Raw genomic sequence first — 25312 nt, 5'->3', positions numbered from 1 at the left:
AGCTGCATGTCAACGGATCAGCTAGGCGAGTTCCCGGAATCGGGCCATCGCGAAATCGCGCTGGTCAGGATCGAACATTTCGAAGTGGGTGAGGCGGCCACTGTCGAACCGCCCCAGCATCAGCATCGGGATCTCCACCGGGGCGCCGTCGGCCGATGTGCCCCTTGCCATGACCTCCGTCAGCGCGGCGGAGGCTGAGCACTCCAGGAATCGTGCGGGCTCCACCCGCACGTTCGGAATGAGTGCGGCCACCGCGTGTACGGATGCGGTGAAATCGGCGATGGTCTCACCACTGCCCAGTTGCCGGTGGTTGATGTGCGTGGCGCTGGCAAGGCTTGTCCTCCACGCCTCCCAGTCATGTCGGTTCAGTTCCCCCAAGACCCTCATATATGCCTCGACGATGTCCGGATGCGCGACGTCGCCCGATGCGATCCACCGGGCGGTGAGTTCAGCGAGCGCGCCGTTGATGTCGTCCGGGTCGAAAATGACTGTGTCGTTTACCAATTCGTCACTCGTCACTTCAGTCAGCGTCAAAGTCTCGACAGTCACGGGTTGCCCGGCATCTCCGGTGTCTCGCCATCTCTCGCGGGTTAGCCCGAGGCAATTTCCTCTGATAGCGACGGTCTCTACCTCCATACGCCACCTCTCGGGCGCTCGGCACATCGACTCAGCTGCCCTCCGCCGCGCCACTTCGACGTGCGATGCGTGCAGACCTTTTCGACGGTCCTCCAACTGGCCGTGCGGCGATGTCAGGGCAAGAAAGCTGTCCGCGTCGCGGTGGTTGCAGGCGTCGACAATCCGCGTCCATGTCCGGGTAGCGGCATTTGCGAGTTCCGGAGCTGTGTTGAGCTCTTCGAAACGCTGGAGCGCCGCATCGCGCTGTGTCAGATCGAACGCCTCCATCCGGATCACTCGAGTTCCGTCGAAGACGATCAGAACGATGGCTGGCAGCTCAATCGCGGCGCCCGCAGCTGTCGTGCCTCTGACGATGACATGACTGATGATGTTGGTCGCCGAGTACGCGAGTATCTCGGCGGGGTCTACCCACATGTCGGGGATCAGCGATGCCAGCGCGCGGATCGATCGCCAGTGGCCCGCAATCGTTTCCGGCTCCTCGGTGGCCAACTGCCGGTGATTGACGTAGGTGGCGTCGGCTTCGATCGCGACGATGGCATCCCAGTCGTGACGGTTGTAGGCCTCGTTCTCCTGGCGGGCTGCCTCGATGACCGCTGGATGCGCGACCTCCCCTGACGCGATCCAGCGGGCGGTGAGTTCAGCGATCGCGCCGTTGATGTCGTCGGGATCGAAAAGGACTGTGCGGCAGATCAGTCCGACCTCGCCGAGTTCGGCCAGCATCAGAGCCTCGGCGGTGACCGGCTGGTCTGCGTCATCGGTGTCGCGCCATCGCTCGCGGGTGAGCCCGAGCCGAGAGCCTCTGATAGCGACGGGTTCCACTTCCATCCGCCAGCCTTTCGGCGCATCGAGCACCGCTTGTACGACCTTTGACTCCGCCTTCCCCGTATCACGCAGCCCTTTCCGCCGGTCGTCGTATTCGCCCTCCGGATCGTGGAGAGAACCAAAGCCGTCCACGTCGCGTCGATTGAAGGCGTCAGCCAGCTGTCTTCTTGCCTGTGTCGCGGGGTTTCCGACGTGATGCGTTGCGGCAGTGAGCTCGTCGAACTTCTCGAGCGCGGCGTCGAGGTCGGCCTCATCGAAGTCCTCGCCCCGACTGATCTCGTCGCCTTCGAACGTGATGAGGCTGACCTCGCGCCATTCGACTTCGAAGCCCTCTTTGGAGATCGCCCGCGCCACATTGGTGACGACGGCTCCGCAATCGGTCAGCCGATGAACAGCTTCGACGTAGGTGGTGGATTCTGGTGTGAGGTCCCATGTGGCGCCGAGGTATGTCGGCAAATCGCCCACCTCATACATCGGGATCGGGCGATGATCGATGTGCACCCAGTCAGGGGTCGTCGCCGGAACCTCGTGCTTGTTGAGTGCCGCGAACGTGTGTGCCACGAGCGACCAGGTGTGCGCGTGCGCAGCTGCTTCGCCAGCGACAAAACGGGTTTCGAGGTCCGCGATTGCAGTCTCGATGTCGTCGACATTGAACACGGTGCGCGCCGCCAGCTGATTGGAGGCGTTGATCTCGATGACGGCCAGCACGTCGGTGTGGAACGCCTCTGGCCGATCGCTGTGGCCTGAGAAGTGCAAACGGGTAAGGGCGACGCGCTGGCCGCGGGTGGCAACGACGGTCGGTGTGGCCTTCGTGGTTCCCAGGTTGGCTACCGCGCGGAAGTTTGCGATTTCGGCGTCTCTGCCATGCCGTACTCCCGCGCCGACGACCGGTCGGCGGTCGTCCATGCAGAAGTCCTCGGCCAGCATCTCGGCCGCGACGGCCCAGTCACGCTCCGCAAAAGACGCCAAGATGCGTTCGTCCACTTGGCTTGCCGCGTTTTCCAGCCGCCGGGTCGTTGAGCTCAATTCCTGCAATCGGGCCAGGGCGGCATCGATATCCGCCTCTTCGAAAATCTCGCAGCTGTTGATGGAGTCACCGTCAGCGGTGAAAACCACTGTCTCCCGCCATTCGGCGTCGAAGCCCTGGTCCGAGGTGCCACGGGCAGCGTGAGTGACCACGACCCCGAGGTCGCCGAGCTGATGCACCGTCTCGACGTAAAGGCGGATATCGGGCGCGAGGTCCCACGTGGCGTAGATGTACGGGATCAGTTCGCCGGCTGCGAAACCCGTGACTCGCCGGTGGTCGAGGCTCGCGAAGTCGTGCGTCGTCCGGGGTGGCTCTCTGCGGTTGAACGCTGCGTACGCCTTCGCCATGACCGACCATGTGTTCGCATGGGCTGCCGCTTCGCCTGCGAGGTAGCGAACGTCGAGTTCTTCGAAAGCCGCGTCCAGGTCCTGGAGGTCGAAATTGATACCCGCCGTGATCCGGTTGTCGGCGTCCGTCTCGATGAGGGTGAGCATCTCGAGGTTGAAGGCATCCGAGCGCGTAGCGCTGCCCGATACCCGGCTACGGGCGAGTGCGAGGCGCTCGCCGCGGGTGGCGATGACAGTCGATTCGAGATTCTTGACGCCGACCTCGACAACGGCACGTAGGTTCGCGATCTGGGCATCCCTACCGCGATGCAGTCCGCCGCTGACCACGCGACGCCGGTCGTCATGGCATACGTCATCGGTGATCATCTGCGCCATCGCGGGCCAGTCGCGCGCAGCGAGGCAGGCGTTGAAGCGCTCGAACGCCCGGCTTGCCGCGTTTTCCAGTCGCGGCGTCAGCCGGGTCAGCTGTTCGAATCTGGTCAGCGCCGTCTCGAGGTCGGTTTCATCGAAGATCTCGCAGCGGTTGACCGCGTCACCGTCAACGGTCAGCAGGTTGACCTCTCGCCACTCCGCGCGGAAGCCATCGGGTGACGTCCCCCGTGCCGCATGTGTGATGACCGCCCCGGCGTCACTCAGTTGGTGCACAGCCTCGATGTGGATGTCGATCTCCGGCGATAGCTCAAACGCGGAATGGATGCACGGGATGAGGTCACCGGCGGCGAATGTGACGCCGCGCCGATGGTCGACGCTGACGAAATCGGACGTCGTGGCGGGCGCCTCATGCCGGTTGAGTGCCGCGTAGCCATCGCGAATCACCGACCATGTGCGCGCATGCGCGGCCGCTTCGCCGGCTTCATATCGGGCGTCGAGTTCTGCCACGGCGGCATCGAAATCAGCGGTGTCGAACACGACCGGACCCGCAATCTTCTTGTCGGCGTTGATCTCGACAACGTCGAGCGCTTCACCGACAACGGGAGCAGAGCGGTCCTGGACGGCGAAAGCGTGGTGCTCCAGGACCAAGTGGTCCCCACGCGTCGCGATGACGGTCGACAGCACCTCTGTACACCCGAGTTCGGCGCTGACTCGTTCGTTGGCGATTTCGGCATCCCTACCGTGCCGGATCCCGTTGACGATGCGCCGGCGATCATCAGCCACAAAGTCCTCGGCCAGCACCTCCCGGATCGCATCCCAGTCGCGGGACGCAAAGTGCGCCAGATAGCGCTCCACCACTCTGGTGGCCGCGTTGTCGATCCGCCGCTGCTGCGGGCGCAGTTCTGCGAAGCGCGCGAGCGCGGCGGCGAGGTCGTCCTCCTCGTACACCTCCAGCCGTATCTGCGCGGACTCGAACGTAACGACATCGACAGCGGACCAGAGCAGTTCAGTACCGCCGGCATCGGTACCTTCGATCACCAGAGTGAGGACCGCACCGTAGCTGTCGAGCGCGTGCACCGCGGCTATGCGATAGCGGGCTTCCGGCAGCAGCTCCCACAGCCTGTCGGTCGCATGCGCTATGTCGTCCGGCGCGAACGGGATTCGCCGATGATCGACGAACGCAGATATCTTCTCCGCCATCGCGCCCGGTTCGTGGCGGTTGAGGATGCGGCCGCCATCCACGATCTCTTGCCAGGCTTCCGCATACGGTGCGGCCTCGCCAGCGAGGTAGCGAGCATTGAGCTCCTCGAAGGCAGCATCGATCTCGTCGAGGTCGAGGACAATGAAAGCGGCAATCCGCTCGTCGGCGTCGATCTCAGTGATGCGCAGCACGTCGCCGTAAAACGCGTCGGGCCGTGGGTCTCGGCCACGGTAGAGGGTGCGGACAAGGGCGAGTCGCTCGCCGCGGACCGCGACGACCTCAGACGTCATCGTCGCCGTCCCGACGTCAGCAGTCGCCCGTACCTCCGCCATCATCGTGGCTCGGCCGGTACCGAACTGCTGAACTCCTCGACGCCGGTCTTCGACACGGATGTCGTCGGTGAACAATTCGCCGATCTCATCCCACTGCCTGTCGGCGAAGAGCGCGTTGAACCTTGCGTCGGCCCGGCTGGCGACATTCTCGAGCGAGTGCCGCCGCGCCAACCTGGCGTGTGCAGCGTCCAACTCCGCGACCGCCGCCTCCATGTCCTCGACGTCGAACCACACCTGCAAGGCGACTCGACCGTTCTCGTCGAGCCCTGCCACGTGGAGCATCTCGTCCTGCGGTGCACCAGAACTCGAATCCGTGGTGCTCATCTCGAGTCGCGTCAGGGCGATGCGCTCCCCGCGCACTGCGACGGGCACGTCGCGGTACCGCACGATGCCGGCGTCGAGGAAAGCTCGCATGTCCTGCGGCCAACGCCCCGCTGGCACATCGATCCGCGGGAAGCCGACGATCTTCCTGCGGCTTTCGACTGATACCTGCGGGGCAAGCAATTGCTCGACCTCGCTCCACGCTTCGCGATTGACGGCATCGATCACCCGGCTGCCCACCCGCACGCAGGCATTGACCGGAACGGCATTGCCCAACTCCTCTGGGGCGGGCCCAGATGCGACGGCACGCGCACCCAGAAGTGTGCGCGCCTTCTCGACAAGCGCCGCAGCACCTTTACGCTCGTACAACCCCGCCGCCTGCTCGGCGGCGGCCCGCGCGCCCGTCGTGTCCCCGGTGGCCTCCAGCACCGTCGCCAGCGCGAGGCAGGCATCACCGTGGTCGACCAACGCATCCGTCCGGCTCGCGATCGCGACAGCCTCCTCCGCCACCCGCCTCGCTTCGTCGTGAGCGCCGCTGCGCGCCAACAGCTGTGCCCGAACAGTGCGCCAGGCGATCGACGCCCGCAACGCGTGACCCGCGAGACGCTGACTCTCCGTGCACAATTCGTCGGCCTCGCCGTCCCTGTCCATGGCGAGACAAGCGCGCGCCAGCAGTGCGGCCGTCTCGGCCGTGTCGGTGTCGATGCCCATCCGCCGGAAGCCGAGGTAGGCCCGCCGCAGATACGGCTCGGCTGCGGCAGGATCGTCGGCGACCAACTCGACGATGCCTGCGAAATGGTCGACTTCGAGGAGGGCATGGCGCAGGCCCAGATCGGTGAGCGTACGTCTGGCGCTCTCGATCAGGGTGCGTCCCGCCGCGGCGCGTCCGCGAAATGCATCCAGCACGCCCTGACACCTCGTCGAGGTCGCCTCCACCACGGGCGATCCCGTCGTGATACGCAGCAGCCGCACCACATCGAGGCACCGCCCGCCCGCGCGTGGCACCGGATTGGGACCCCACAGCGCGGCCAGTGGCGCGTTCGCCAGCACCGCGTTGACTCGCCGGTGCTCACGCGCACGGCGTGCCGCAGTGAGCGCGTGGTCCAGCGCTGCTTCACAGTCGGCGATTCGACCGAGACGCGCGAGACATCCGGCCCGCACGGTATGCGCCTTGGCCTCCCCCGCCGCGTCGTCCAACTCCGCGAGTTCGTCAGCCGCCGACCGGACCGCGGCTTCGATCTCGTCCAGCCGCTCGGGATGGGTCAGCATCGACAGCTGACCGTCGAAACACGCACCCCATGCGGCGAGACGCCGTGAATCTCCTGTGGCGCTTTGCAATTGCGACACCGCACCGACCGCCGACGTGACGTCACCGGCGGCCAGCAGCGCCTCACAGCGCGCGACCAACAGTTCGGCTTGGACATCGTCACGGTCAGGCAACTCGTCGTCGAGTTCCTCGAGCGCATGCAGCGCACGGTCGTAGAGTTCGGCCGCGCCCTCGTAAGCCAACCGTGTCATCGCCTGGTCTGCTGCGCTCCTGCAGTATTCGACGGCCTTGGCCGCGTTGCCCGCCCATGCACATTCGAAGTAGTGGTAGGCAAGCTCGGCCAGGAGTTCGTGTTCCGCACCTGGCGTCGCCTCCAGCGTCACGGCGATGCGCTGGTGCAACCGCATCCGCCGCACCGACGCGAGTTCGGCGAGCAGCGACTGGCGGACAATCGCGTGGTTGAACCGGTAGCACCCGCCGGGCTCTTCGACGACGATGCCGGCCTTGCACGCCTCGTCGAACGCATCGACGAGGTCGTCACCGACTACCTGCTCCACCAATTCCAGCGCGAACCGGCTGCCTACCACCGCCGCCGCGGCAAGGGCCTTGTTGGTCTCCGCGGAGAGCCGGGAAAGCCTGCGGCTCACCGCTTCTCGTACCCCCTGGGGCAGGGTGTCGGGGTCCCATCGGCCGCCGCTCTCAGCCACGTGACGCAGCGCTTCGATCAGGAAGAACGGGTTGCCGCCGGTGACCGACGCCAAGGCCCTGGCCAGTTCCTCGTCGTCGTAGCCCGCCTCGGCGACGTAGGTACTGACATCGTCTTCTCCGAGCCCACGGAGGTGGAGGCGGTCGTCCGAACCGTTGCGGTGAAGATCGGCCAGCATGGCCGCCAGCGGGTGTGACCGGTCGAGGTCTGTGCTGCGGTAGGTGCCGACGATCTGCACGCGGGCCTGTTCACCGAACCGCAGGAGGTGACGCAGTAGCAGCAGCGTGGGCTTGGCCGCCCAGTGCAGGTCGTCGAGAATCAGCACGACGGGTGCGCACGTCGACGCGGCACCGAGCAGCGCGACTACGGCGTCGAACAATGCGTAGCGTTCGGTATCGGGGTCCGCCCGCGGCGGCGCAGCGAGATCGGGTAGGACGTCGGACAATCCGGGCACCAGCGGAAGAAGTGCTTCGACGCCGCGCAGTTGCCGAAGCCGGTCGGCGCCGACGCACGGCACGAGCGAACGTAGCGCTTCGGCGAACGGCTGGTACGGCGCACCGAGATCCTCGTCGCAGCGCCCGTACAGCACCACGGCGCCTTGGTCGTACGCCAAACGGGACCATTCGCCGGCCAGGCGTGTCTTTCCGACGCCTGGTTCGCCGGCGATCAACACAGCGTGCGCGCCCGCGGTCAACGTGGTCTGCCATGTCGACAGCAGCAGTTCGAGTTCCTGGCCACGGCCGACGAACGGTCCCGGAGCGGCGAGAACGGCGGGCAGCGGCGGCCGCGCCATCGGGGTATCGGTTGCGACAGCGCGGGATTCGTCGTCGATCTCCAACCGGAGCTCGAAGACATGCTCCGGTCGTGGGAGATTGCGTAATTGGCGCGTCCCGAGATCGGCCAATACGACATCGTCGGCGAGCGAGTCGATGACGAGTTCGGCTGTCGCTCCCGAGCACAAGATCTGGCCGCCGGCCGCGAGTGACCGCAGCCGGGCGGCGCGGTTGACCGCCCGACCGAAGTAGTCGCCGTCGCGCAGCTCGACCTCGCCGGTGTGCAGCGCGACGCGAATGCGCATGGGGTCGGCCAGCATCCACGGTTCGTTGCGGACAGCGCTCTGCAGTTCGATGGCGGCCGCGGCGGCCGCTGACGGCCGATCGAACACCGAGAATGTCGCGTCGCCTTCACCGCGGGTCTTGATCAGCCGCCCGCCGCGCGCGGTGACGACCTGTTCGACGATCTCGTCGTGTCTGGCCAGCGCCACCGCCATCGCGTCGGCGTCTGCCTCCCACGCCGCCGTCGACCCCTCGATGTCGGTGAGGAGAAAGGTCACTGCTCGCGTCACCACCGAGAGCTGCTGCGACACAGGGGTTTCCAGCGCATCGTCCTGAGCGACGATGGCCGCTTCCAGCCGGCGCAGCTCTGGGCCGGGGTCGACGCCGAGGTCGTTGGCCAGCAGCGCCCGCGCCCGCTGGTATGCGCCGAGGGCTTCCCCCTGTCTACCGGCGCGGTAGAGCGCGAGCATCAGCTGGCCCCAACGCCTTTCGCGCAGTGGGGCGTCGGCGACCGCGGCTTCCAATTCGCCGATGATCTCTGCGGCGCGGCCGGTCGCCAGCAGTGCGTCGGCTCGATCCTCGACCAGCGCGGCATGGCCCTCGACCCACCGCGTCTTCTCGGACCCGCCGCGCGGCCCGTCCGGCAGTTCGGGGACTCCCCGCCACAGCGCCAGCGCTTGGTCGAAGCGTTCCACGGCCTCGCTGACATCGCCTGCCGCGACCGCCTCGCGGCCTAATTTGACTGCCGACTTGTAGCGCGACGCATCGATCTCGGTGGTGCTCAGAGTCCAGCCGGTGCCCTCCGTCAGCACGAAGCCGTCGCCAAGCGTGCGCCGCAGCGCCGAGATGTGTGTCTGCAACGCCTTCGCTGCGGTGCGGGGCGGATCGGTCCCCCACAGCAGCTCCACCAGCGTGTCGGCGGGAACGACAGCGCCGCCGTGCAACCCCAGCATCGTGAGGATGGCCCGCGGTTTGGCGCCGGGAATGCCGACCGGCAGGCCGTACTGCCGGACTTGTAGAGGCCCTAAAACCCCCAGCTCCACCGTTTGAAGGTTACTCACCTCGGCATCGTCAGAGACCCGATTCAAACTCCGGTCAAGGTCGAGTAAAGGTGTCGGTGGGCCGCTGCAGGATGTCGTCATGGCCACCATCCATAAAGAAGTAGCTATCGCCGCCCCGCCGGACCGAGTGTGGGAGGCGCTGCGCGATGTCGGTGCCTTGCACACCCGGCTTGCCACCGGATTCGTCACCCACACTGTGATGGAAGGCAACACCCGCGTCGTCACCTTCGCCAACGGCGTGGTCGCGCGGGAGGAGATCGTCGCGGTTGACGAGTCCGCCCGCCGGGTCGCGTGGGCGATCGTCGGCCAGCAGTTTCACCACTACAACGGTGCGGCGCAGGTCTTCGAGGACGTCGACGGCACTCGTTTCGTCTGGACCACCGACCTGCTGCCCGACGAGTTGGCCCCGAATGTGGACACGATGATGACTGCGGGCATCGCCGCCATCCGCAAGACGCTCGAAGGCCAGTAGCCGCCTGTGTGGCAGGCTCGGGCTGTGGACCTGCCGACGCCGGATCACGGCCTTGCGCACCTCGCCGACGTGGTGCCGTCCGTGCTGTCGGCGATGGGTGCCGCCGGCTTCGACGGGCCGATTCCGCTGCGCGACGACATCGCCAGCGCGTGCGTGCTGCTGGTGGACGGACTGGGCGCCGAGCTTGTCGACGCCCACCCCGACGACGCTCCGGTGTTGGCCGCACTGCGCAGCGGCACATTGCAGGTTGGCTTCCCGTCGACGACGGTGGCCGGTCTGGCCGCCATCGGCACCGGTTGCCGCTCGGGTGAACACGGCATGGTCGGCCTGTCGTTCCGGCTTCCTGGCGCCGAGGTGGTCAACGCGCTCGGGTGGCGGCCGCACCCATGGGGCGGCGACTTGCGCGACACCGTGGTGCCGGAACAGGTGCAACCTTCGCCCACCACTTTCGAGCGGGCGGCGGCGACCGGGATGGCGGTCAGCGTTGTCTCCAGTGCGCAGTTCAGCGACTCGGGGTTGACGCGCGCGGTGTTGCGCGGGGCGCGCTACGTCGGTGTGCACGCGATGGGCGACCTGGCAGCCTGTGTGCAATCGGCGCTTGCCGACGGCGGGTTCTGCTACGGCTATCACGCCGATCTCGACATGGTGGGCCACATCTACGGGCCCGGTTCGCCTGCGTGGCGGATGCAATTGCGGCAGGTGGACCGGTTGGTGGAGTCGATCGTCGATGGCCTGCCGCCGGGGAGCTTGCTGGCCGTGGTGGCCGATCACGGCATGGTCGCGGTTGACGCGGCGCAGTCGATCGACATTGACGCCTCCGAGTCATTGCTGGACGGGGTCGAGGCCCTCGGCGGCGAGCCGCGCGCCAGGCACGTCTATGTCGCCGACGGCGCCCTCGACTCGGTGCTCACCACGTGGCGGGAATCTTTGTCGCAACACGCGTGGGTGGCGTCCCGGGACGAAGCGATCGCGGCCGGCTGGTTCGGGGAAAGGGTCAGCGACGATGCCCGGTTCCGCATCGGGGATGTTGTCGCCGCGGCCCGTGGCGCAACGGGTTTGATGCGACGCACGGTTGAACCTCTGTTGTCGGCCCTCGTCGGTCAGCACGGGTCGCTGACGTCCGCCGAGCAGCAGATCCCTCTCTTCCTTGCGTATGGGTGACAACGGAAAGCATTGCAACACAGCGTATTCGAGCGCATCAATCATGAATCGCCCTGCTGTAAAGCAACATTAAGTGCCACATTTGAGTACCGCCTGAATTTTCAGTCACTTTCCGGTTACCGCTCAGGAATCACGAAGGCGCAGACCGGTACCCGCGGTACCGAAAAACCCACCTCAGCGCGGATTTTCGCCACCGATCCGGTGTGGCGCAGGACACATTTCGCCGCCGTAAACTGTGATACCGGCCACTCGTCCGCGACCTTACGTGTGCGTCAAAAGGGCTGTATGAGCTACGAACTCGCAACGCTTTCATATCCAATCGCCATCGCGCGTCCGTGATTGCGCATGAAATTACCCGTGACTACCAGCGGGTATCTGCGAAATCTGAAGCAGCAGTGCCGTATTGAATTGTTTGGCAGCTCATGACATTTCGTGAACTGAGCCGTCGGAGCGACGAGTTGTGAAGGGCGTCACAGATTTTGGCCCGTTACAAAACCCTCTAGTAGCGTCCGGCCGCATGTTTGCTACCGTAACGCTTTTGACGCTCGTGAACTCGGTTGCGGGCACGCCGTACGTCTCAGGCGGCGACACGCCCCGTGGCACGGACTGCTCGGGCCTGGTTTCGTGGGTCGCTAACGCAGCAACTGGCCGGCCGATCTACGGCGATCGGTTCAACACCGGCAACATCGAACGGGCGCTCCTCGCCCGTGGCTTCAAGTACGGGACGCAGCCAGGCGCCCTGAATGTGGGTTGGAACGGTGGTCACACCGCCGCGACGCTGCCCGACGGCACCCCGGTCTCTTCCGGTGAGGGCGGCGGCGTGCGAGTCGGTGGTGGCGGCGCCTACCAGAGGCAGTTCACCCACCACATGTTCTTGCCGATCGCGGTCGACCAGGGGCCTGCACCCGAGGCGACGCCCGCGCCGGATCCGATGATGCCGTTCGCGCCGCCGCCGCCGGAGCTGGCGCCGCCGCCCGCGCCCGAGGCGCCGGTGGTGATGATGGCTGGTGAGGCCGCGCCGCCGCCGGAGATGGCTCGATCCGTTCGCACCGCCGCCACCGCCCGGGGACGTCCCTCCGCCTGCCTGATCCACCGCTCGGCTAGCGTCTCGATCGTGATCGTGCTGCTGCCGCCGTCGGAAACCAAGCGCGCCGGGGGTGAGGGTCCGCCCTTGAGGTTGGCTGCGCTCAGCTACCCGGAACTCGAGCCGTTGCGTGCGTCGCTGATCGACGAACTCGTCGCGCTTGCGGGCGACCACGACGCGTGCCGCAAGGCGCTCGGCATCTCCGCGTCCCAGCATGCCGAGATCGAGCGCAACGCTGCCCTGCGCACTGCGGCGACGTTGCCCGCGATCGACCGCTACACCGGGGTGCTCTACGACGCCCTGGACATCGGCTCGCTGCGCGGCGCATCCGCTGCGCGCGCCCGCGGCCGACTCGCGGTCGGCTCCGCACTGTTTGGCATGCTGCGGGCCGATGATCCGGTGCCCGCCTACCGGCTCTCCGCGACCTCGAAGCTGCCCGGCCAGCCGACGCTGGCGTCGCGATGGCGGCCGCTGCTGGAACCCGTGCTGAAGGAGATCGCGTCGCAGGAATTGGTCGTCGATCTGCGTTCGGGTTCCTACGCCGCGCTGGGACGGTTGCCAGACGCCGTCAAGGTGGACGTGGTGGCCGAGCGTTCCGACGGTAAACGCACCGTGGTGAGCCACTTCAACAAAGCGCACAAGGGTCGGCTGGCCAGGGTGCTGGCCACCACTCGCTCGGAACCGGGCGATGCGACGCAGGTGGCAAGCGTGGCGCGGCGGGCAGGCATGCAGGTAGAACGTCAGGGCAACGAGCTCACCGTGGTCATCCCCGGATAGCCTGCACCAACAGCACCGCTGTCTCGGCGCCCGCCCGTCGGTCTTCTGAAATACGTTGGTAGTCAGGTGATTCCGCCCAATCCCGAAAAGCTTGTTCGTCGGGAAAGCTCATCATCACCACCTTGTCGCCGTCCCACTCGCCTTCGATCACCTGCGGCGCCTCGTCTGCGGCCAACAGCGTGCCCGAGTACCGGGAGAACACATCCATGAACGCCGCCTGGTAGCGGTTGTAGGCGTCGCGGTCGGTGAACTTCAGTTGTGCGATGGCGAAGACGGTCACCCGGCCACCCTAATATTACTGTCGCGAGCGTCAACGGGTAGCTAGCAAATTGCCCAGTGCTTCAACAAGATTCGCATCGCCGGCGGCGTATTTTCCATAGCGGCGCCGTGGTGCAGAATGTCCGCACACACAATGCACGATGTTGCATGACGGGAGCGACCTTGGCCACCAGCTCGGGGTATCTGACGCGATCTTCGGTAACCCGCGGCCGGCACCGAAAGCCGCCTTCGCCCCGACAACTGGTGTTGCGCAGGCGACTGGCACTGGGCGGGTCGGCGGCACTGCTTGCGGCACTGATCGTTTCGGTGGGCACGGTGGTCAAGTGGGCAACCCACGAATCCGTTCCCCGTTCGCTCGCCAAGCCGCCGGCCCCGCCGGCGGTGGTCATTCCGCCGCCGCCACCGACCCCGACCCCGGCGCCGCCCATCCCTTTCGCGACTGACGCGAAAGGCTTCCTCAACTCCCCCGCTCGGTGCGACGGCGCCCAGACCGCCGTCGCGATCGGCAGGACGTCCGGATCGCTGGTCGTGATCTGTGGCGACGAAAGTGGTCGATACGGGTACCGCGGGGTTCGGCTCAGCGACGAGGCGGTGCTCGCCACCACGGCCCGCAACACCGAACCGCACAGGTTCGTCGCGCGGCACGCCAGCGTGACCTACTCGGTGTCTGAAACCGAACTCCGCGTCACCGCGGGTGGCGCGCTGGTCAAGGAGGAACCGATGCTCGACTACCGGTGGCCTTAGAGCTTCGCCACGAAGTCGGAGGTGTAGAACTCCTCCGGGGTCTGGGACAGATAGCCCGGCCGACTGAGATACATCCACGCACCCGTGGTGCCGGACGCGATCGGTCCCCTGATGGTCACGCTGCCGTTGCCCAAGCCGTCGGCGGTGAGTACACCGGAGATCACGCCGGGATCGCCGGGATTGCAGCCGACGGCGGAAGAATGCGGCATCTGCACCAGGCCCACCACGTAGACGGTGCCCGGGATCGCCCTGACCACCTGCACGTCGGCCACCACCTCGCCGCCCGCGCGCCGCACGGTTGCGGTCGGTCCGGCATACCCGGTCGGCCCGATGTGGGTGTTGCCGCTGAAGTCGCACCGCCGGAAGATCTGCGCGAACGCCAGGAAGGTTCCGCCGCCGCCCGTCGCGCCCCCGGTGGGCCCGTCGGCATTCGCCGGTGGGCTACCTACCGCAAATATCGCAGGCATCGCCATGACCATCGCTGCCACGGTGTTCAGAACGCGTTGCCGCATCGTTGCCACCTGCCGTTCGTCGGTGCCTGCGTGCCTCGACACTAATAATTGACGCCCTGTTGGACGGCCAAACCGACAGATCCGTTCGCGTACCGTCGATGCCATGACGGTGTTGCCCGATCTCGGCGTGATGCGCCAGTCATTGGGGCGCAGCCTGTTCGGCATGGTGGCGGGACCCGACGGTCCCGCTAACCGCGCGCGCATTCACGAGACACCGGGCCCGCGCTGGTTCGCCGAGGACCGCCCGATCCGCAGAGTGCACGCCGACGCGTCGATGTTCGTCGGCGGCCTTCGCGCTCTGCTGCTGCAGTCGCTGCACCCCCTGGCGATGGCGGGCGTTGCCGAGCACTCCGACTACCGCGGCGACCCGTGGGGCCGGCTGCAGCGCACCAGCACCTTCCTCGCGGTGACCACCTTCGGGCCCGCAGACGATGCGCAACGCGCCGTCGACCGGGTGCGCGGCATCCACCAACGCGTGCACGGCATCGCCCCGGACGGCAGGCCGTACCGGGCGTCGGATCCGCATCTGCTCGAATGGGTCCACATCGCCGAGGTCGACAGCTTCCTGCTCGCCCACCGGCTCTACGGTGCGCAACCACTCGACCAGGACGGCCGCGACGGATACGTTGCCGACACCGCCTGTGTGGCAAAGGCGCTCGGCGTACCCGACCCGCCACTGACGGAATCTGACTTACACGACCGGATCGAGGCGTACCGCCCAGAACTCACGGGTACGCCGGCGGCGCGTGACGCCGCCCGTTTCCTGCTGCTGACTCCCCCGCTACCGGTCGCTGCGCGGGCGCCTTACGGTCTGCTGGCCGCCACGTCGGTGTCGATGCTGCCGAGTTGGGCCAGGATGCCATTGCTGCTGCCGTACTTCCCGCCGATCGAGGCCACCGTCATCCGGACGGCCGGGCGTCTGGTGGTCGGCGGTATCCGATGGGCGATGACTGCCGTTCAGTCCCGACACTCGACAACGTCGAAGCCGCCGTCGGCATAGCGGGCCCTGATCACCTTCTTGTCGAACTTGCCGACGCCGGTCTTCGGCACTTCGTCGATGAACGTCCAGCGCTCCGGCAGCCAGAAGCGAGCCACCCTGTCGCAGAGATGCTTTCGCAATTCAGGCGCGGTGACCGCAGCATCCTGTTTGCCCACCACCGCCGCCAACGGTCGTTCCTGCCACCGGTCGTCGGGCACCGCCACCACCGCCGCCTCCAGCACCGCGGGATGGTCGGCCAGCAGCAATTCCAATTCGACCGACGAAATCCATTCGCCGCCCGACTTGATGACGTCCTTGGCGCGATCGGTCAGCGTGATAAAACCCTGCGGATCGATACGGCCGACGTCCCCGGTACGAAGCCAGCCGTCGTCGAACTTCGCGGGATCGGCATTCTGATAGTACGAACCGGTGATCCACGGTCCGCGAATCTCGATCTCGCCCACGGCCTTACCGTCGTTGGGCAGCACGCATCCGGCGTCGTCGACGAGTCGGACGTCGACTCCGCTGATCACCCGGCCCGCGGTGGCGCGCAGGGTCCAGTGGTCCGCCTCGGTGGCCTCCGGCGGCGGTGTCGCGATCGCTGCCAGCGGCGAGGTCTCCGTCATGCCCCAGGCCTGCCGGATGTGCACGCCGTAGGACTGCTCGTATTCCTTCATCAACCCGACGGGGACAGCCGAACCGCCGCAGGCCACGATCCGCAGCGACGAGATATCGCGGCCGGGATTGGCGTGCAGATATTGCAGCACATCGTTCCAGATGGTCGGCACCGCGGCGGCTACGGTGGGGCGGCGCTGTTCGATCATGTCGACCAGCGGTGCGGCCTGCAGAAAGCGGTCCGGCAGCAGCAGGTCGGACCCGGCCATCACCGCCGCATACGGCTGACCCCATGCGTTCGCGTGGAACATCGGCACGACCGGAAGGACGCGGTCGCCGTCGCGCAGGCCGAGGCCGTTGGCGGTGCACACCGACATCGAATGCAGGTAACTGGAGCGGTGGCTGTACACCACGCCCTTCGGATTTCCGGTGGTGCCGCTCGTGTAACACATTGCGGCGGCGCATCTTTCGTCGAGATCGGGCCAGCCGAACTCCAGTGGCTGGCCGTCGAGCAGATCGTCGTAGCGAATCACGTCCTTACCGGACACGGTCAGCGGCGCCAGGTCGCCGTCGCCGACCGCGATCACGGTCTGCACCGAGGTCAGCTGCGGCAGCACATCGGCAAGTAGCGGCGCCAGCGACATGTTCACCACCACGACGCGGTCTTCTGCCTGGTTGGCGATGAAGGCGATCTGCTCACCGGCCAGCCGGATGTTCAGTGTGTGCAGTACCGCGCCCATGCACGGTGCGGCGAAGTAGGTTTCGAGGTGTTCCTGGTTGTTCCACATGAATGTCGCGACGCGATCCCCGTCGGCGACGCCGAGTTGCCGCAGCCCGTGTGCGAGTTGCGCCACCCGCGTTCCGAACTCGCCGTAGCTGGCGTCGCGGTACCCGTCACCGGTGGCGGTGGTGACGCGCCGGTTCGAGTGCCAGCTCGTGCCGTGCCGGAGAATGCCCGTCACGGTCAGCGGGAAATCCTGCATCGTGCTCTGCATGTCCACCCCCATGGTCGCCTGCCCCATCATGGCAGGCAGTACCCATTAGCATCCGTGACATGGCGTATCCCGGTTATCCGCCGCCACCGGCGCCGAAGCCGCCGATCTCCGCCGCCGACTTGTCCATTTCGATCGTCGTCCTCGTTCTCACGGTGGCGTTCGGGGCGGTCGCGGCGGTCATGGGGTTGTTCCTGCTCGCCTTTCTGGACCACTGCCCGCCGGAAACCTGCAGCATCGACGGTGCCGTCACCGCCGTCGGCACAGCATTGCTGGCCGCATTCGGCATCGGCGTGGCCGGGTTGGTGATCACCGTGGTCCAGCTGTATCGGCGCAAACCCGGCTGGCCGTTTGCGTTCGCAACACTGCTGTTGTGCGGGGTGGCGGTGGCGCTTGGCGGTGTCGGCTACTCGATCGCCGTCGGCGGCTGAGCCGGGTCGGTCGAAACCCGCCCACCGGCGTCGCCGATTCGCCTACGGTGGCCAAGGTGGAACCACACCATTTGCAAGCCCCCGAGCTTGTGCCCGTAGAGGCGCTGCGCTCGGGGGAACACGTCACCGACGTCAACGGTGGCGGCGCGCACTACATCGTTTTGGAATCCAAAGTCCTCGGCGGCGGCTGCGTCGTGCTGGAGCTGGAATCCAAAGCCAACGACCAGCTCCGGGTCATCGAGATGTCCTTCCCCACCGGCTACGAGATGGGTAGATCACCCCGCCGCCCCATTCTCTGACACGACAGATCAGCGGATGCGCTCCTCCAGGGGCACCGTCACCTCGTCCCCTGCCTCTTTTCCTATCCACCGGCGCAAATCACTCTTCACAGGCAGCTTGGGCCTGCCGTCGCCAAGCGCCATGAACGAGCTGACGAACGGCTGACCGTCGACAGTGCCGCGGACCTTGACCAAGCCGCGGGTGCCGAAGAATTTCGCCCGAACAGACATCGCACCGCGTTCGAGTTGCCGCGCGATGCGGTGCGCTGAATGATCCGTGCCAATGGACACCACAGATGCTTTCGCGCTCGCCGACGTCGATGCCGTCGGCCAGGCCGAATTGGTCGCCTCTGGCGAATTGACGGCCACGGAACTGCTCGAGGCGGCCATCCTCCGCGTCGAGGCCACCCGCTCCCTGAACGCCGTCATCGCGGACCTTTTCGATCGCGGTCGTCAGCAAGCCGCGACGTTGACCGCCACGGGTCCGCTCGCGGGAGTTCCGTTTCTGCTCAAGGACCTTGGCGCCTCACTCGCAGGCGCGCCGGAAGCGATGGGGTCCCGCGCCCTGCGCACGCACGTCGCCGCCGAATCCGCCTGGATCGTCGATCGCTACCTGGCTGCGGGTCTCGTGGTGTTCGGCAAGACCAACACCCCGGAATGGGGCAACCACTGCACGACCGAGCCCTCACTGTTCGGCCCGACGGTGAACCCGTGGTCGCCGTCGATCACGCCGGGCGGATCCAGCGGCGGTTCGGCCGCGGCGGTGGCGGCGGGCGTGGTGCCCGCGGCGTCGGGCGGCGACGGCACCGGATCGATCCGCGTGCCCGCATCGTGTTGCGGCCTGGTCGGCCTCAAACCCCGCCGCGCCCGCACCTCGTTCGCGCCGGGCGCGGGCCACGGCCTGGAGGGTCTGGTCAACGAGCACGCGTTGACCAGGACCGTACGCGACAGTGCCGCACTCCTCGACGCCGTCGCCGGCTCCGCGCCGGGCGACCCGTACACCGCTCCGCCTCCAAATGTGCCCTTCCTGCAAGCGATTACGCAGCAGCCACCGGCGACGCGGATCCTGCTGGCGACCTCGTCACCGTTTCCGGGACCCGCCACCGACCCGCAGGTCGTCGCCGCCGTCGAGCAGGCGGGCGCCGCCCTCGAGGGTCTCGGTCATGTCGTGGATTCGGGTGCGCCCACCATCGACGCGGACGCCGTCGCCGACGCGATCGCCGTCCTGCACAACGTCAGCAACGCGCAATTGCACGCATTGGCGACGGCGCACCTCGGGCGGGAACCGCACGAGGACGAATTCGAGCCGAGCACCTGGGTGATGGTGCGCGAAGGATTCACGACGACCGGCCTGGCGTACGCGGAGGCGATCGGTGCGGTGCACGCGCAGACGCGCCGGTTCGTGACGGGAATGACCGGATACGACGTGTTGCTGGTGCCCACGCTGCTGACGCCGCCACCGCCGTACCAGCTTTTGGATCGACCGCGCGGCACGACGCGGGCGTTCTTCGACGTCGAGTTCGCCACTACCGGTTGGACGTCGCTGGCCAATGTCACTGGCTGGGCGGCGATCTCGCTGCCGTTGGGCGTCACCGCCGACGGCCTGCCGATCGGGGTTCAGCTGATGGCGCCCGACGAGACCATCCTGCTGCAACTCGCCGCGCAACTCGAGAACGCGATGCCATGGTTACAACGGCGGCCCAGTATGTAATGTCGCGGCATGGTGCGCGACATCCGTGAGCTGACCGATTCCCCCGAGGCCTACGCGGAGGAACTGCGCAGGCGCTGGGGCGGGCTGCTGAGCTACCGCTACATCGGCCGCAGCTACGCGCAGATGGATCTCGGCCCGGAGGACAACACCGTCACCGTCCGGCGCGACATGCGCAACGGTGCGGGTGGTCTGCTGCTGGCCGTGTTGGGCATCGCCTCGCCCGAAGGCGGGCACATGTCCGATCTCGAGGCCGTGCCCAATCCCGTCATCCATTCCTGCCAGATCCTCGACCCCGGCCGCGACGTCAGACGCATCGAGATGGTGTCCGAGGAACTCAAACGCGGTCGACAGATGGGCTACAGCCGATCGAAGATCGTCGACGCCGACCACCCCGATCGGGTGCTCGCGTTGACCCAGGGTCAGGGCATCAGTATCGGCGTCCCGCCCGAGGGTTTGCAGCGAATGGAGGCCAACCCGCTGGAGGTCGTCGACTCACCGGATCTGCCGCCGCTGTGGCAGGTGTTCGGCGGGCAGCGCAGGCCCGATGGCCGCTGGGCGCTGCCTGAACTGGCCGTCGAGGTCGCCTCCCCCGACGCCGCCCTGCACATCGGCCCGCAGTTCGTCATTCTCGAAACCGCCGCGATCGAGGCCGCGGCCGCCCTCGCGGGCACCGACCGGATTCAGGGCGTCTCGTCGCACGTGATGTTCATGGCGCGTGGCAAGGCAGGCCCGTTTCGCGTCGAAACCGAGCCGATGACCGGCGCCGACGGCACCGTCGCCGTCCGTACGGTGTTGTACGACGAGGGGTTGGGCGGTCGGGTCACGACAGTGGGCTCGTATCTGTTCCGATCGGCGTGATGAGACACTCATGCCATGGCTGTCGCAATCGCCCGCCCGAAGCTGGAAGGCACCATCGCCGTCGGTGATGATCGCCAGATCGGGTTCGCCGAGTTCGGCGACCCTCAGGGCCGCGCGGTGTTCTGGCTGCACGGCACGCCGGGCGCCCGCAGGCAGATCCCGATGGAGGCCCGCGTCTACGCCGAACAGCGGCGGATCCGGCTGATCGGCGTCGACCGACCGGGCATCGGCTCGTCGACCCCGTTCCAGTACGACACGGTCTTCGCGTTCGCCGAGGACCTTCGGACCATCGCCGACACGCTGGGCATCGACAAGTTCGAGGTCATCGGCCTGTCCGGCGGCGGGCCGTACACGCTGGCCTGCGCCGCCGCGATGCCCGAGCGCGTGGTGGCCGCCGGTGTGCTCGGCGGGGTGGCCCCGGTGCGGGGGACGGATGCGGTCAGCGGCGGCATCTCGACGTTGATTTCGGCGGCCGCACCGGTGGTCCGGATCGCGGGGGCGCCGCTTCGGTTGGCCGCCAGCACGTTGATCCGGTTGATCCGGCCGGTTGCCGAACCTGCGCTGTACGCGTACGCCAGCGTCTCGCCCGAGGCCGACCGTCAGCTGTTGGTCCGGCCCGAGTTCAAGGCGATGTTCCTCGACGACCTGCTCAACGGCAGTCGCAAACAACTCGCGGCGCCGTTCGCCGACGTCGTGGTGTTCGCCAGGGACTGGGGCTTCCGGCTCGACGAGGTGAAGGTGCCGATTCGTTGGTGGCACGGCGACCGCGACCACATCGTTCCGTTCGAGCACGGCCAGCATGTGGTGTCGCGGCTGCCCGATGCGCAGTTGACTCACCTGCCCGGCGAAAGCCACCTGGCCGGCTTAGGTCGGGCCGAGGAGATCCTCGACACCATGCTGGGGTTGTGGGACCACACCGAACAGCGGTGACCGCAACCGCGCGCTGATCGGGCCGACGCCGCTCTCGGTCACGCTGAAGACGTGCAATGCCGACGTCGTCGCGGTGACAAGGCGACTCAACACGTCGCCCGGCGGCATCTCGACGGTCGCGACGACACCGAGTTCCGGCAGCATGCGGACGATGTCGAACCAGCGCACCGGATGCATCACGGCCGCGGCGAGGTCGTCGAGCACGGCGGCCGCATCGTGCCGAATCCTGCGCGCGCCGACGTTCGTCATGTACGCCGCGCACAGCTCTCTGCGTGGGGTTGTCGAAAGTTGTTGTGTCACCGCGTGTGCGGTGTCGGATTGAATCGGGCCGTGTGACGCGACGGCGACGTCGAGCATCTCGAACCGGCGGGCGCCTGCGCGCTGGGCGGCCTGCCTGGCGCTGTCCAACGCGGCGACGGTGCCGCCGAGCACCACTTGGTCGACGGCGTTGATGTTGGCGATCCACAACGGGTCGGTTTGCGAGTCGACCAGGTCGCGGACCGCCCGCAACCGCAAGCCGGTGAGGGCGGCCATCCCCCACTGCCCGGCTTCGCAGGCCTGCGCCATGGCGTCGCCCCGAACACGCACGGCGGCAACCGCTTCGGCGAACGTGAGCACCCCGGCCCCGACCGCGGCGGCGAACGCCCCGGCCGAGTGCCCGGCCACCACATCGGGGCGCACGCCGTGGTCGTCGGTCAGCGTTCGTGCTGTCGCCACCCCGCAGATCAACAGCGCCAGTTGCGCGTTCGTGGTGGACGCCAACGCCTCGGCGGTGTCCAGGTCGCGGATCGACCCGACGAGCGCTGTCGCTTCGTCGAGCGTGCTTCGGGCCGCTGGGCTGTCCGGCAGCGCGGCCAACATGCCCGCCTGCTGGGCGCCCTGGCCCGGGTACAGGAACGCGATCACGATGCCTCCCGGCAAAGGTTTTGCAGTACCGGTCCGTCGGCAGTGCGCACCAGCACCACCCCGGCGGGGCCGAGCAAATCGTCGAGTGCGACTCCGCCGATCGGTAGATCCAGTTGGCAGTCCACCCGCGCGGGCAGCCTGCGAAACGATTCCCTCATTTCGGCGAGCATCGCGAGGGGCGGCACCTCGTCCACGGTCAAGACCACGTCGAGGTCGCTGCTGCGTGTCACCGCGCAAATCCTTGTCGCCAAGGTGAATCCGACGCTGCCGCCAGGTCCCCAGCGCATTCCGGTCGGCGCGAGCAGCGCGGTGACCTCCGCGAGGGCGTGTTTGACGGCGACGTCGGGCAGTTCGTCGATGCGGCCGACGAGGTCAGTAGGGCGAAGCACCTCTGCGATGCAGGAGGATTCGATGAATGTTGCGTGGCGGCGTGCGCGGCCATGCCCGCGGACCCCCACCGGCAAATACCCCGCAGCGCATCGGGCCCGGCGCACCACCACCCACGGCGCGGCGTGTAGTGCGGACTTCACCCAGTGCGGACCCGTCCGACTCAACTGCGCCGCCGAGGTGATGCGCAGTAGGTCGTGGGGCCGCGGAGCCGTCATGGCCGTGGGCTCCGGTGCCATTGCGCGGACATCGCGTCGCGGATCGCTCTCGACGCCTTGCGGTTGGTCAGCGCACCCGGCGAATCCAGACGGTTCGACAGGTCACGCGGGCCGCTGCGGGCGGCGTCGATCGCGGCGTCGACGGCCCGGCGCACCGCCTCGATGTCGGCCGTGGTCGGATCGTCGGCGTCGGACACCGTCAGCAGGCCGTCGCACAGCCCGAGCTGGGCCCAGTCGCTGACGTTGTAGCTCAGCGGCACAATGGTTTTCGCCAACTCGTCGAGTTCGTCGACGGTGCGCAAGGTGATCCTGGCGGCGGCGGACTTGTGCATCGCGTGGATTTCGACGCCCGGATCGTCGAGCGCGAGGATCTGCTGCGCCTGCAGACCGTGGGCGAGGAAGCCGCCCGACAGCGCGTGTCCGACCACGATCGCGACGATCGGGTGACCGGCGTTGCGGGCGCGGTGATAGGCGTCGACGGCCGTGGCGATGGCGTGGTGCAGGCCCGCCATCTCCTCGATGCGGCCGTACGCCTGGCTGGGCAGGTCGACGACGGCGACGATGGCGCGCTCGGTGTCCGCGGCGATGACGCTTTGGACTGCCGTTGCCAGTGCCCAGGATTCGGTCAGCCCGACTTCACCGTTGCGCGCGCGGTGGAACGGGTTCTGCGGATCGGGGACCACCGCCAGGTAGGTGGCGGTTGCGGTGTCGGCCCTGACGACCGACGGGATGACGGCGACGGGTTCGGTGCCGGCCAACGCGGCCAGCCAGCGACGGCCGCGACTGGTGGACCCGGTCGCCGTGCGGGGTGCTGCGGGCTGCAACGACTCAGTGACCTCGAAGGCTGATCCCCACAACTGCCGAAGATCCTGCGGCGCAGGCGGATTGCGGGGATCGATACCGGCCAACCGCGACCCGAGGGCGTCGAGACGCTCGCTGCGGTGGCTGCCTGCCGGAAGCGGGCCGGCCGCGACGGCGTCCAGCACGGCGGCGCGGATCAGGTCGCTGTCGTCGGCGACCAGCGTGTCGGCCAACCCGGTCGCCGCGCGTTGTTCGCCGCCGTCGATGCTCCATATCAGGGCGCGGTCGCCCGAATCGAATTCGTCGATCCCCGCCTCCTGCTCGATGACGGCGGGGCCGTTGAGCCCGATCCTGCCCTGCGGGGTGATCACCAGGCGGGTGCACAACCCGGCGGCGATGCTCATCCCTCCGAACGAACCGACCTCACCGGAGATCAATCCGACCACCGGCGCCAGCGGCCGCAGATCCAAGACCGCCGAACAGATTTCGGCGACCGCGTTCAAGCCGAGGTTGGCCTCTTGCAGCCGCACCCCGCCGGTCTCGAACAGCAGCACGGCCGCCGTCGGGGTGCCCGCCCGACTGTCGTCGGCCGCCAGTCGCAGAGCCTGGCTGATCTTCGCGCCCGACACCTCGCCCGTGCCGCCACCCTGGAAGCGCTGCTCGATGGAGGCGATCACCGCAGGCTGCCCGCCGAGAGTCCCCAACGCGACGACCACGCCGTCGTCGGCCTGCGGCACGATGCCCTGCGGTTCCAGCCACGGTGATTCGAGACGGTCGAACGGGCCGCACAACACCCGGGCGCTGCCCGGATCCAATAGCGCAGTCGCGCGTTCGAGAGCGTCGCCCTCCAGGAAGCTGTGCCGCTCGAGGATCTGCTGCCAGTCGGTCGTCACGTCGCCGCCTCCGCGGCCTGCCGCAGTCGCAGGGTGACGACGGCCGGTGTGGCGCCGAAATCGTTGAGTTCCCAACGCCCGGCCAGCGGTGTGTGGGTGAAGAACCGCTCGAGCGTGGCGCGCCAAACCGTGTCGAAGCCGTTGACACTGGTACGGACCCGGACCTCGGCAACATTGGCGTCGGAGGCGTCGGCGGCGTGGTCGAGCAACACCTCGAGGTCGCCGGAGGCCACCACGCCGATGTGCGTGCGCTGGCGCAGGGTTCTGTTGGCGGGGAACCGGTATGACAGGGTCTGCATGGCGATCAGCTTCCTTGCGGCAGCACCGCGTCGAGGAACAACGTGGCGGCGAGCAGGTCGGCGCTGCCGCCCGTCGAAAGACCGAGCCTGGCCGCCTGCCTGCAGAACACCTCCAGTCGACGCCGGCCCGCCGGCCTGCCGCAGCCTCCGCTGCGCAGCACATCGGCGGCTGACCGTTGCGCGAACGCCAGTCCGCGGGCGCCGCCGCGGTGCAGCACACAGGTGTCGTCGAGCACTGACATGATGGCCAGCAGCGCGTTGAGCGCTGCGGCGTCGGCGGACTCGCCGCGCATCCGGGATGCCCGCAGCGTCGGCAGGCCGTGCCCGACGACGTGCGGAAAGCCGTCCTGCGCCTCGCCTTCCGCGCCGCGGGCCCCGTAGCGCACCCTCGCGCGTTCGCCGTGCGAAGCCCGTCGACCTCTCGCGGGATCCGCCAACCGCGCCAGCCGCGCGGCGAAAGCGACTGCGTCGGCGAGGTTTTCGCTGCCCGCGACACCCGCCGACAACAGCCCGAGAGCCCACAACGCGCCACGGTGCGTGTTGACTCCCCCGGTCGCGTCGAGCATCCGCCGCTCACCGTCGCGACCGATGACGCCGATCCGCATCCGCAGATCGGGTCCCAATGGCATCGTGCGTGCCGCATCGGCGCACTGCCGCAACGGCTCCCGCAGTGACAGCGCGGAGTCGGTCAACATCGCCAGGCTCATGTCGGGGTGGCTGTGCCGTCCCGATGCGTCCACCAATCCCGGCTTCGGGGTCAGCACCGCCTCCGCGATCAGGGCGTCGACAGCGGTATCGGCGATCTGTTCGCTCGACAGATTGACAATCGTGGTCATGC

General features: G+C 67.6%; 20 protein-coding genes. 10 read left to right on the top strand and 10 right to left on the bottom strand.

What is annotated here, in order from left to right; genetic code table 11:
- Positions 1-21 precede the first annotated feature (21 nt).
- Positions 22-9129 carry a BTAD domain-containing putative transcriptional regulator gene (locus tag C1A30_RS03760; RefSeq protein ID WP_255413203.1) on the bottom strand — a complete coding sequence of 3036 codons (9108 nt, stop codon included), beginning with the start codon at positions 9127-9129 and terminating at the stop codon, positions 22-24.
- 97 nt (positions 9130-9226) lie between these two features.
- Here C1A30_RS03760 and C1A30_RS03755 point away from each other — a divergent pair, with 97 nt between their 5' ends.
- The 3 genes from C1A30_RS03755 (at position 9227) to yaaA (ending at position 12641) form a co-directional block, all read left to right on the top strand.
- Positions 9227-9619 carry an SRPBCC family protein gene (locus C1A30_RS03755; RefSeq protein WP_101946917.1) on the top strand — a complete coding sequence of 131 codons (393 nt, stop codon included), beginning with the start codon at positions 9227-9229 and terminating at the stop codon, positions 9617-9619.
- A gap of 24 nt (positions 9620-9643) precedes the next feature.
- Positions 9644-10780, top strand: a complete 1137-nt coding sequence (locus C1A30_RS03750; RefSeq protein WP_101946916.1) for an alkaline phosphatase family protein — start codon at positions 9644-9646, stop codon at positions 10778-10780.
- Positions 10781-11894: 1114 nt separating this feature from the next.
- Positions 11895-12641, top strand: a complete 747-nt coding sequence (yaaA, locus tag C1A30_RS03740) for a peroxide stress protein YaaA (protein WP_101946915.1) — start codon at positions 11895-11897, stop codon at positions 12639-12641.
- Here the strand turns inward: yaaA and C1A30_RS03735 are convergent.
- Positions 12628-12921, bottom strand: a complete 294-nt coding sequence (locus tag C1A30_RS03735) for a DUF1330 domain-containing protein (protein WP_101946914.1) — start codon at positions 12919-12921, stop codon at positions 12628-12630. The two genes, yaaA and C1A30_RS03735, sit on opposite strands and share 14 nt — an antisense overlap.
- Before the next feature lie 146 nt (positions 12922-13067).
- Here C1A30_RS03735 and C1A30_RS03730 point away from each other — a divergent pair, with 146 nt between their 5' ends.
- On the top strand, positions 13068-13664 hold the full coding sequence (locus C1A30_RS03730; protein ID WP_142392537.1) for a hypothetical protein: 597 nt from the start codon (positions 13068-13070) through the stop codon (positions 13662-13664).
- Here C1A30_RS03730 and C1A30_RS03725 read toward each other — a convergent pair.
- A complete protein-coding gene (locus C1A30_RS03725) occupies positions 13661-14176 on the bottom strand; it encodes a hypothetical protein (RefSeq protein WP_235009636.1) in 516 nt (171 codons plus the stop codon). The two genes, C1A30_RS03730 and C1A30_RS03725, sit on opposite strands and share 4 nt — an antisense overlap.
- 103 nt (positions 14177-14279) lie before the next feature.
- Here C1A30_RS03725 and C1A30_RS03720 point away from each other — a divergent pair, with 103 nt between their 5' ends.
- The gene (locus C1A30_RS03720) at positions 14280-15176 is read left to right on the top strand and encodes an oxygenase MpaB family protein (protein WP_101946912.1); all 897 of its coding nucleotides are present in this window, start codon (positions 14280-14282) and stop codon (positions 15174-15176) included.
- Here C1A30_RS03720 and C1A30_RS03715 read toward each other — a convergent pair.
- Positions 15134-16765, bottom strand: coding sequence for a fatty acid--CoA ligase (locus C1A30_RS03715; protein ID WP_101947612.1), 1632 nt, complete (start codon positions 16763-16765; stop codon positions 15134-15136). The genes C1A30_RS03720 and C1A30_RS03715 overlap by 43 nt on opposite strands.
- A gap of 59 nt (positions 16766-16824) precedes the next feature.
- Between C1A30_RS03715 and C1A30_RS03710 the strand changes: the two genes are divergently transcribed.
- Positions 16825-17193, top strand: coding sequence for a hypothetical protein (locus tag C1A30_RS03710; RefSeq protein WP_101946911.1), 369 nt, complete (start codon positions 16825-16827; stop codon positions 17191-17193).
- 56 nt (positions 17194-17249) lie between these two features.
- The gene (locus C1A30_RS03705; protein WP_369974091.1) at positions 17250-17492 is read left to right on the top strand and encodes a hypothetical protein; all 243 of its coding nucleotides are present in this window, start codon (positions 17250-17252) and stop codon (positions 17490-17492) included.
- 9 nt (positions 17493-17501) lie between these two features.
- Here the strand turns inward: C1A30_RS03705 and C1A30_RS03700 are convergent, their stop codons facing one another.
- Entirely contained in the window at positions 17502-17702 is a 201-nt protein-coding gene (locus C1A30_RS03700; protein ID WP_101946910.1) for a DUF1905 domain-containing protein, read from the bottom strand.
- Between the two features lie 52 nt (positions 17703-17754).
- Between C1A30_RS03700 and C1A30_RS03695 the strand changes: the two genes are divergently transcribed.
- From C1A30_RS03695 to C1A30_RS03685, 3 genes are read left to right on the top strand one after another with little or no spacing between them, the layout of a single operon-like run.
- Positions 17755-19182 (top strand): amidase, encoded by a 1428-nt coding sequence (locus C1A30_RS03695; RefSeq protein ID WP_101946909.1) that lies wholly within the window; start codon positions 17755-17757, stop codon positions 19180-19182.
- A 9-nt stretch (positions 19183-19191) separates the two neighbouring features.
- Positions 19192-20040 carry a hypothetical protein gene (locus tag C1A30_RS03690; protein ID WP_101946908.1) on the top strand — a complete coding sequence of 283 codons (849 nt, stop codon included), beginning with the start codon at positions 19192-19194 and terminating at the stop codon, positions 20038-20040.
- Between the two features lie 15 nt (positions 20041-20055).
- Entirely contained in the window at positions 20056-20970 is a 915-nt protein-coding gene (locus C1A30_RS03685; RefSeq protein WP_101946907.1) for an alpha/beta fold hydrolase, read from the top strand.
- On the opposite strand, the gene C1A30_RS03680 is transcribed toward C1A30_RS03685, so the two are convergent.
- From C1A30_RS03680 to C1A30_RS03660, 5 genes are read right to left on the bottom strand one after another with little or no spacing between them, the layout of a single operon-like run.
- Positions 20905-21876, bottom strand: coding sequence for an acyltransferase domain-containing protein (locus C1A30_RS03680; protein WP_255413186.1), 972 nt, complete (start codon positions 21874-21876; stop codon positions 20905-20907). The genes C1A30_RS03685 and C1A30_RS03680 overlap by 66 nt on opposite strands.
- Positions 21873-22481 carry a malonate decarboxylase holo-ACP synthase gene (locus C1A30_RS03675; RefSeq protein WP_101947609.1) on the bottom strand — a complete coding sequence of 203 codons (609 nt, stop codon included), beginning with the start codon at positions 22479-22481 and terminating at the stop codon, positions 21873-21875. Before C1A30_RS03675 ends, C1A30_RS03680 begins: the two co-directional genes overlap by 4 nt.
- On the bottom strand, positions 22478-24175 hold the full coding sequence (mdcD, locus tag C1A30_RS03670) for a biotin-independent malonate decarboxylase subunit beta (protein ID WP_200828149.1): 1698 nt from the start codon (positions 24173-24175) through the stop codon (positions 22478-22480). Before mdcD ends, C1A30_RS03675 begins: the two co-directional genes overlap by 4 nt.
- Positions 24172-24474, bottom strand: coding sequence for a malonate decarboxylase acyl carrier protein (gene mdcC / locus C1A30_RS03665; RefSeq protein WP_101946906.1), 303 nt, complete (start codon positions 24472-24474; stop codon positions 24172-24174). Before mdcC ends, mdcD begins: the two co-directional genes overlap by 4 nt.
- 5 nt (positions 24475-24479) lie before the next feature.
- Entirely contained in the window at positions 24480-25310 is an 831-nt protein-coding gene (locus C1A30_RS03660) for a triphosphoribosyl-dephospho-CoA synthase (protein WP_101946905.1), read from the bottom strand.
- Between the last annotated feature and the right edge of the window lie 2 nt (positions 25311-25312).

This window comes from Mycobacterium sp. 3519A (genome assembly GCF_900240945.1).
Lineage (GTDB): Bacteria > Actinomycetota > Actinomycetes > Mycobacteriales > Mycobacteriaceae > Mycobacterium.
Note: the sequence above shows the minus strand (reverse complement) of the source record. Positions and strands in the feature narration are given on the sequence as shown.

Bases quoted from the DNA above. Each gene is read 5' to 3' on its own strand.
- C1A30_RS03755 (WP_101946917.1), top strand. From the start codon at position 9,227: ATGGCCACCATCCATAAAGAAGTAGCTATCGCCGCCCCGCCGGACCGA.
- C1A30_RS03730 (WP_142392537.1), top strand. From the start codon at position 13,068: ATGACGGGAGCGACCTTGGCCACCAGCTCGGGGTATCTGACGCGATCT.
- C1A30_RS03725 (WP_235009636.1), bottom strand. From the start codon at position 14,176: ATGCGGCAACGCGTTCTGAACACCGTGGCAGCGATGGTCATGGCGATG.
- C1A30_RS03720 (WP_101946912.1), top strand. From the start codon at position 14,280: ATGACGGTGTTGCCCGATCTCGGCGTGATGCGCCAGTCATTGGGGCGC.
- C1A30_RS03715 (WP_101947612.1), bottom strand. From the start codon at position 16,765: ATGCAGAGCACGATGCAGGATTTCCCGCTGACCGTGACGGGCATTCTC.
- C1A30_RS03710 (WP_101946911.1), top strand. From the start codon at position 16,825: ATGGCGTATCCCGGTTATCCGCCGCCACCGGCGCCGAAGCCGCCGATC.
- C1A30_RS03700 (WP_101946910.1), bottom strand. From the start codon at position 17,702: ATGTCTGTTCGGGCGAAATTCTTCGGCACCCGCGGCTTGGTCAAGGTC.
- C1A30_RS03695 (WP_101946909.1), top strand. From the start codon at position 17,755: ATGGACACCACAGATGCTTTCGCGCTCGCCGACGTCGATGCCGTCGGC.
- C1A30_RS03690 (WP_101946908.1), top strand. From the start codon at position 19,192: ATGGTGCGCGACATCCGTGAGCTGACCGATTCCCCCGAGGCCTACGCG.
- C1A30_RS03685 (WP_101946907.1), top strand. From the start codon at position 20,056: ATGGCTGTCGCAATCGCCCGCCCGAAGCTGGAAGGCACCATCGCCGTC.
- C1A30_RS03675 (WP_101947609.1), bottom strand. From the start codon at position 22,481: ATGACGGCTCCGCGGCCCCACGACCTACTGCGCATCACCTCGGCGGCG.
- mdcC (WP_101946906.1), bottom strand. From the start codon at position 24,474: ATGCAGACCCTGTCATACCGGTTCCCCGCCAACAGAACCCTGCGCCAG.
- C1A30_RS03660 (WP_101946905.1), bottom strand. From the start codon at position 25,310: ATGACCACGATTGTCAATCTGTCGAGCGAACAGATCGCCGATACCGCT.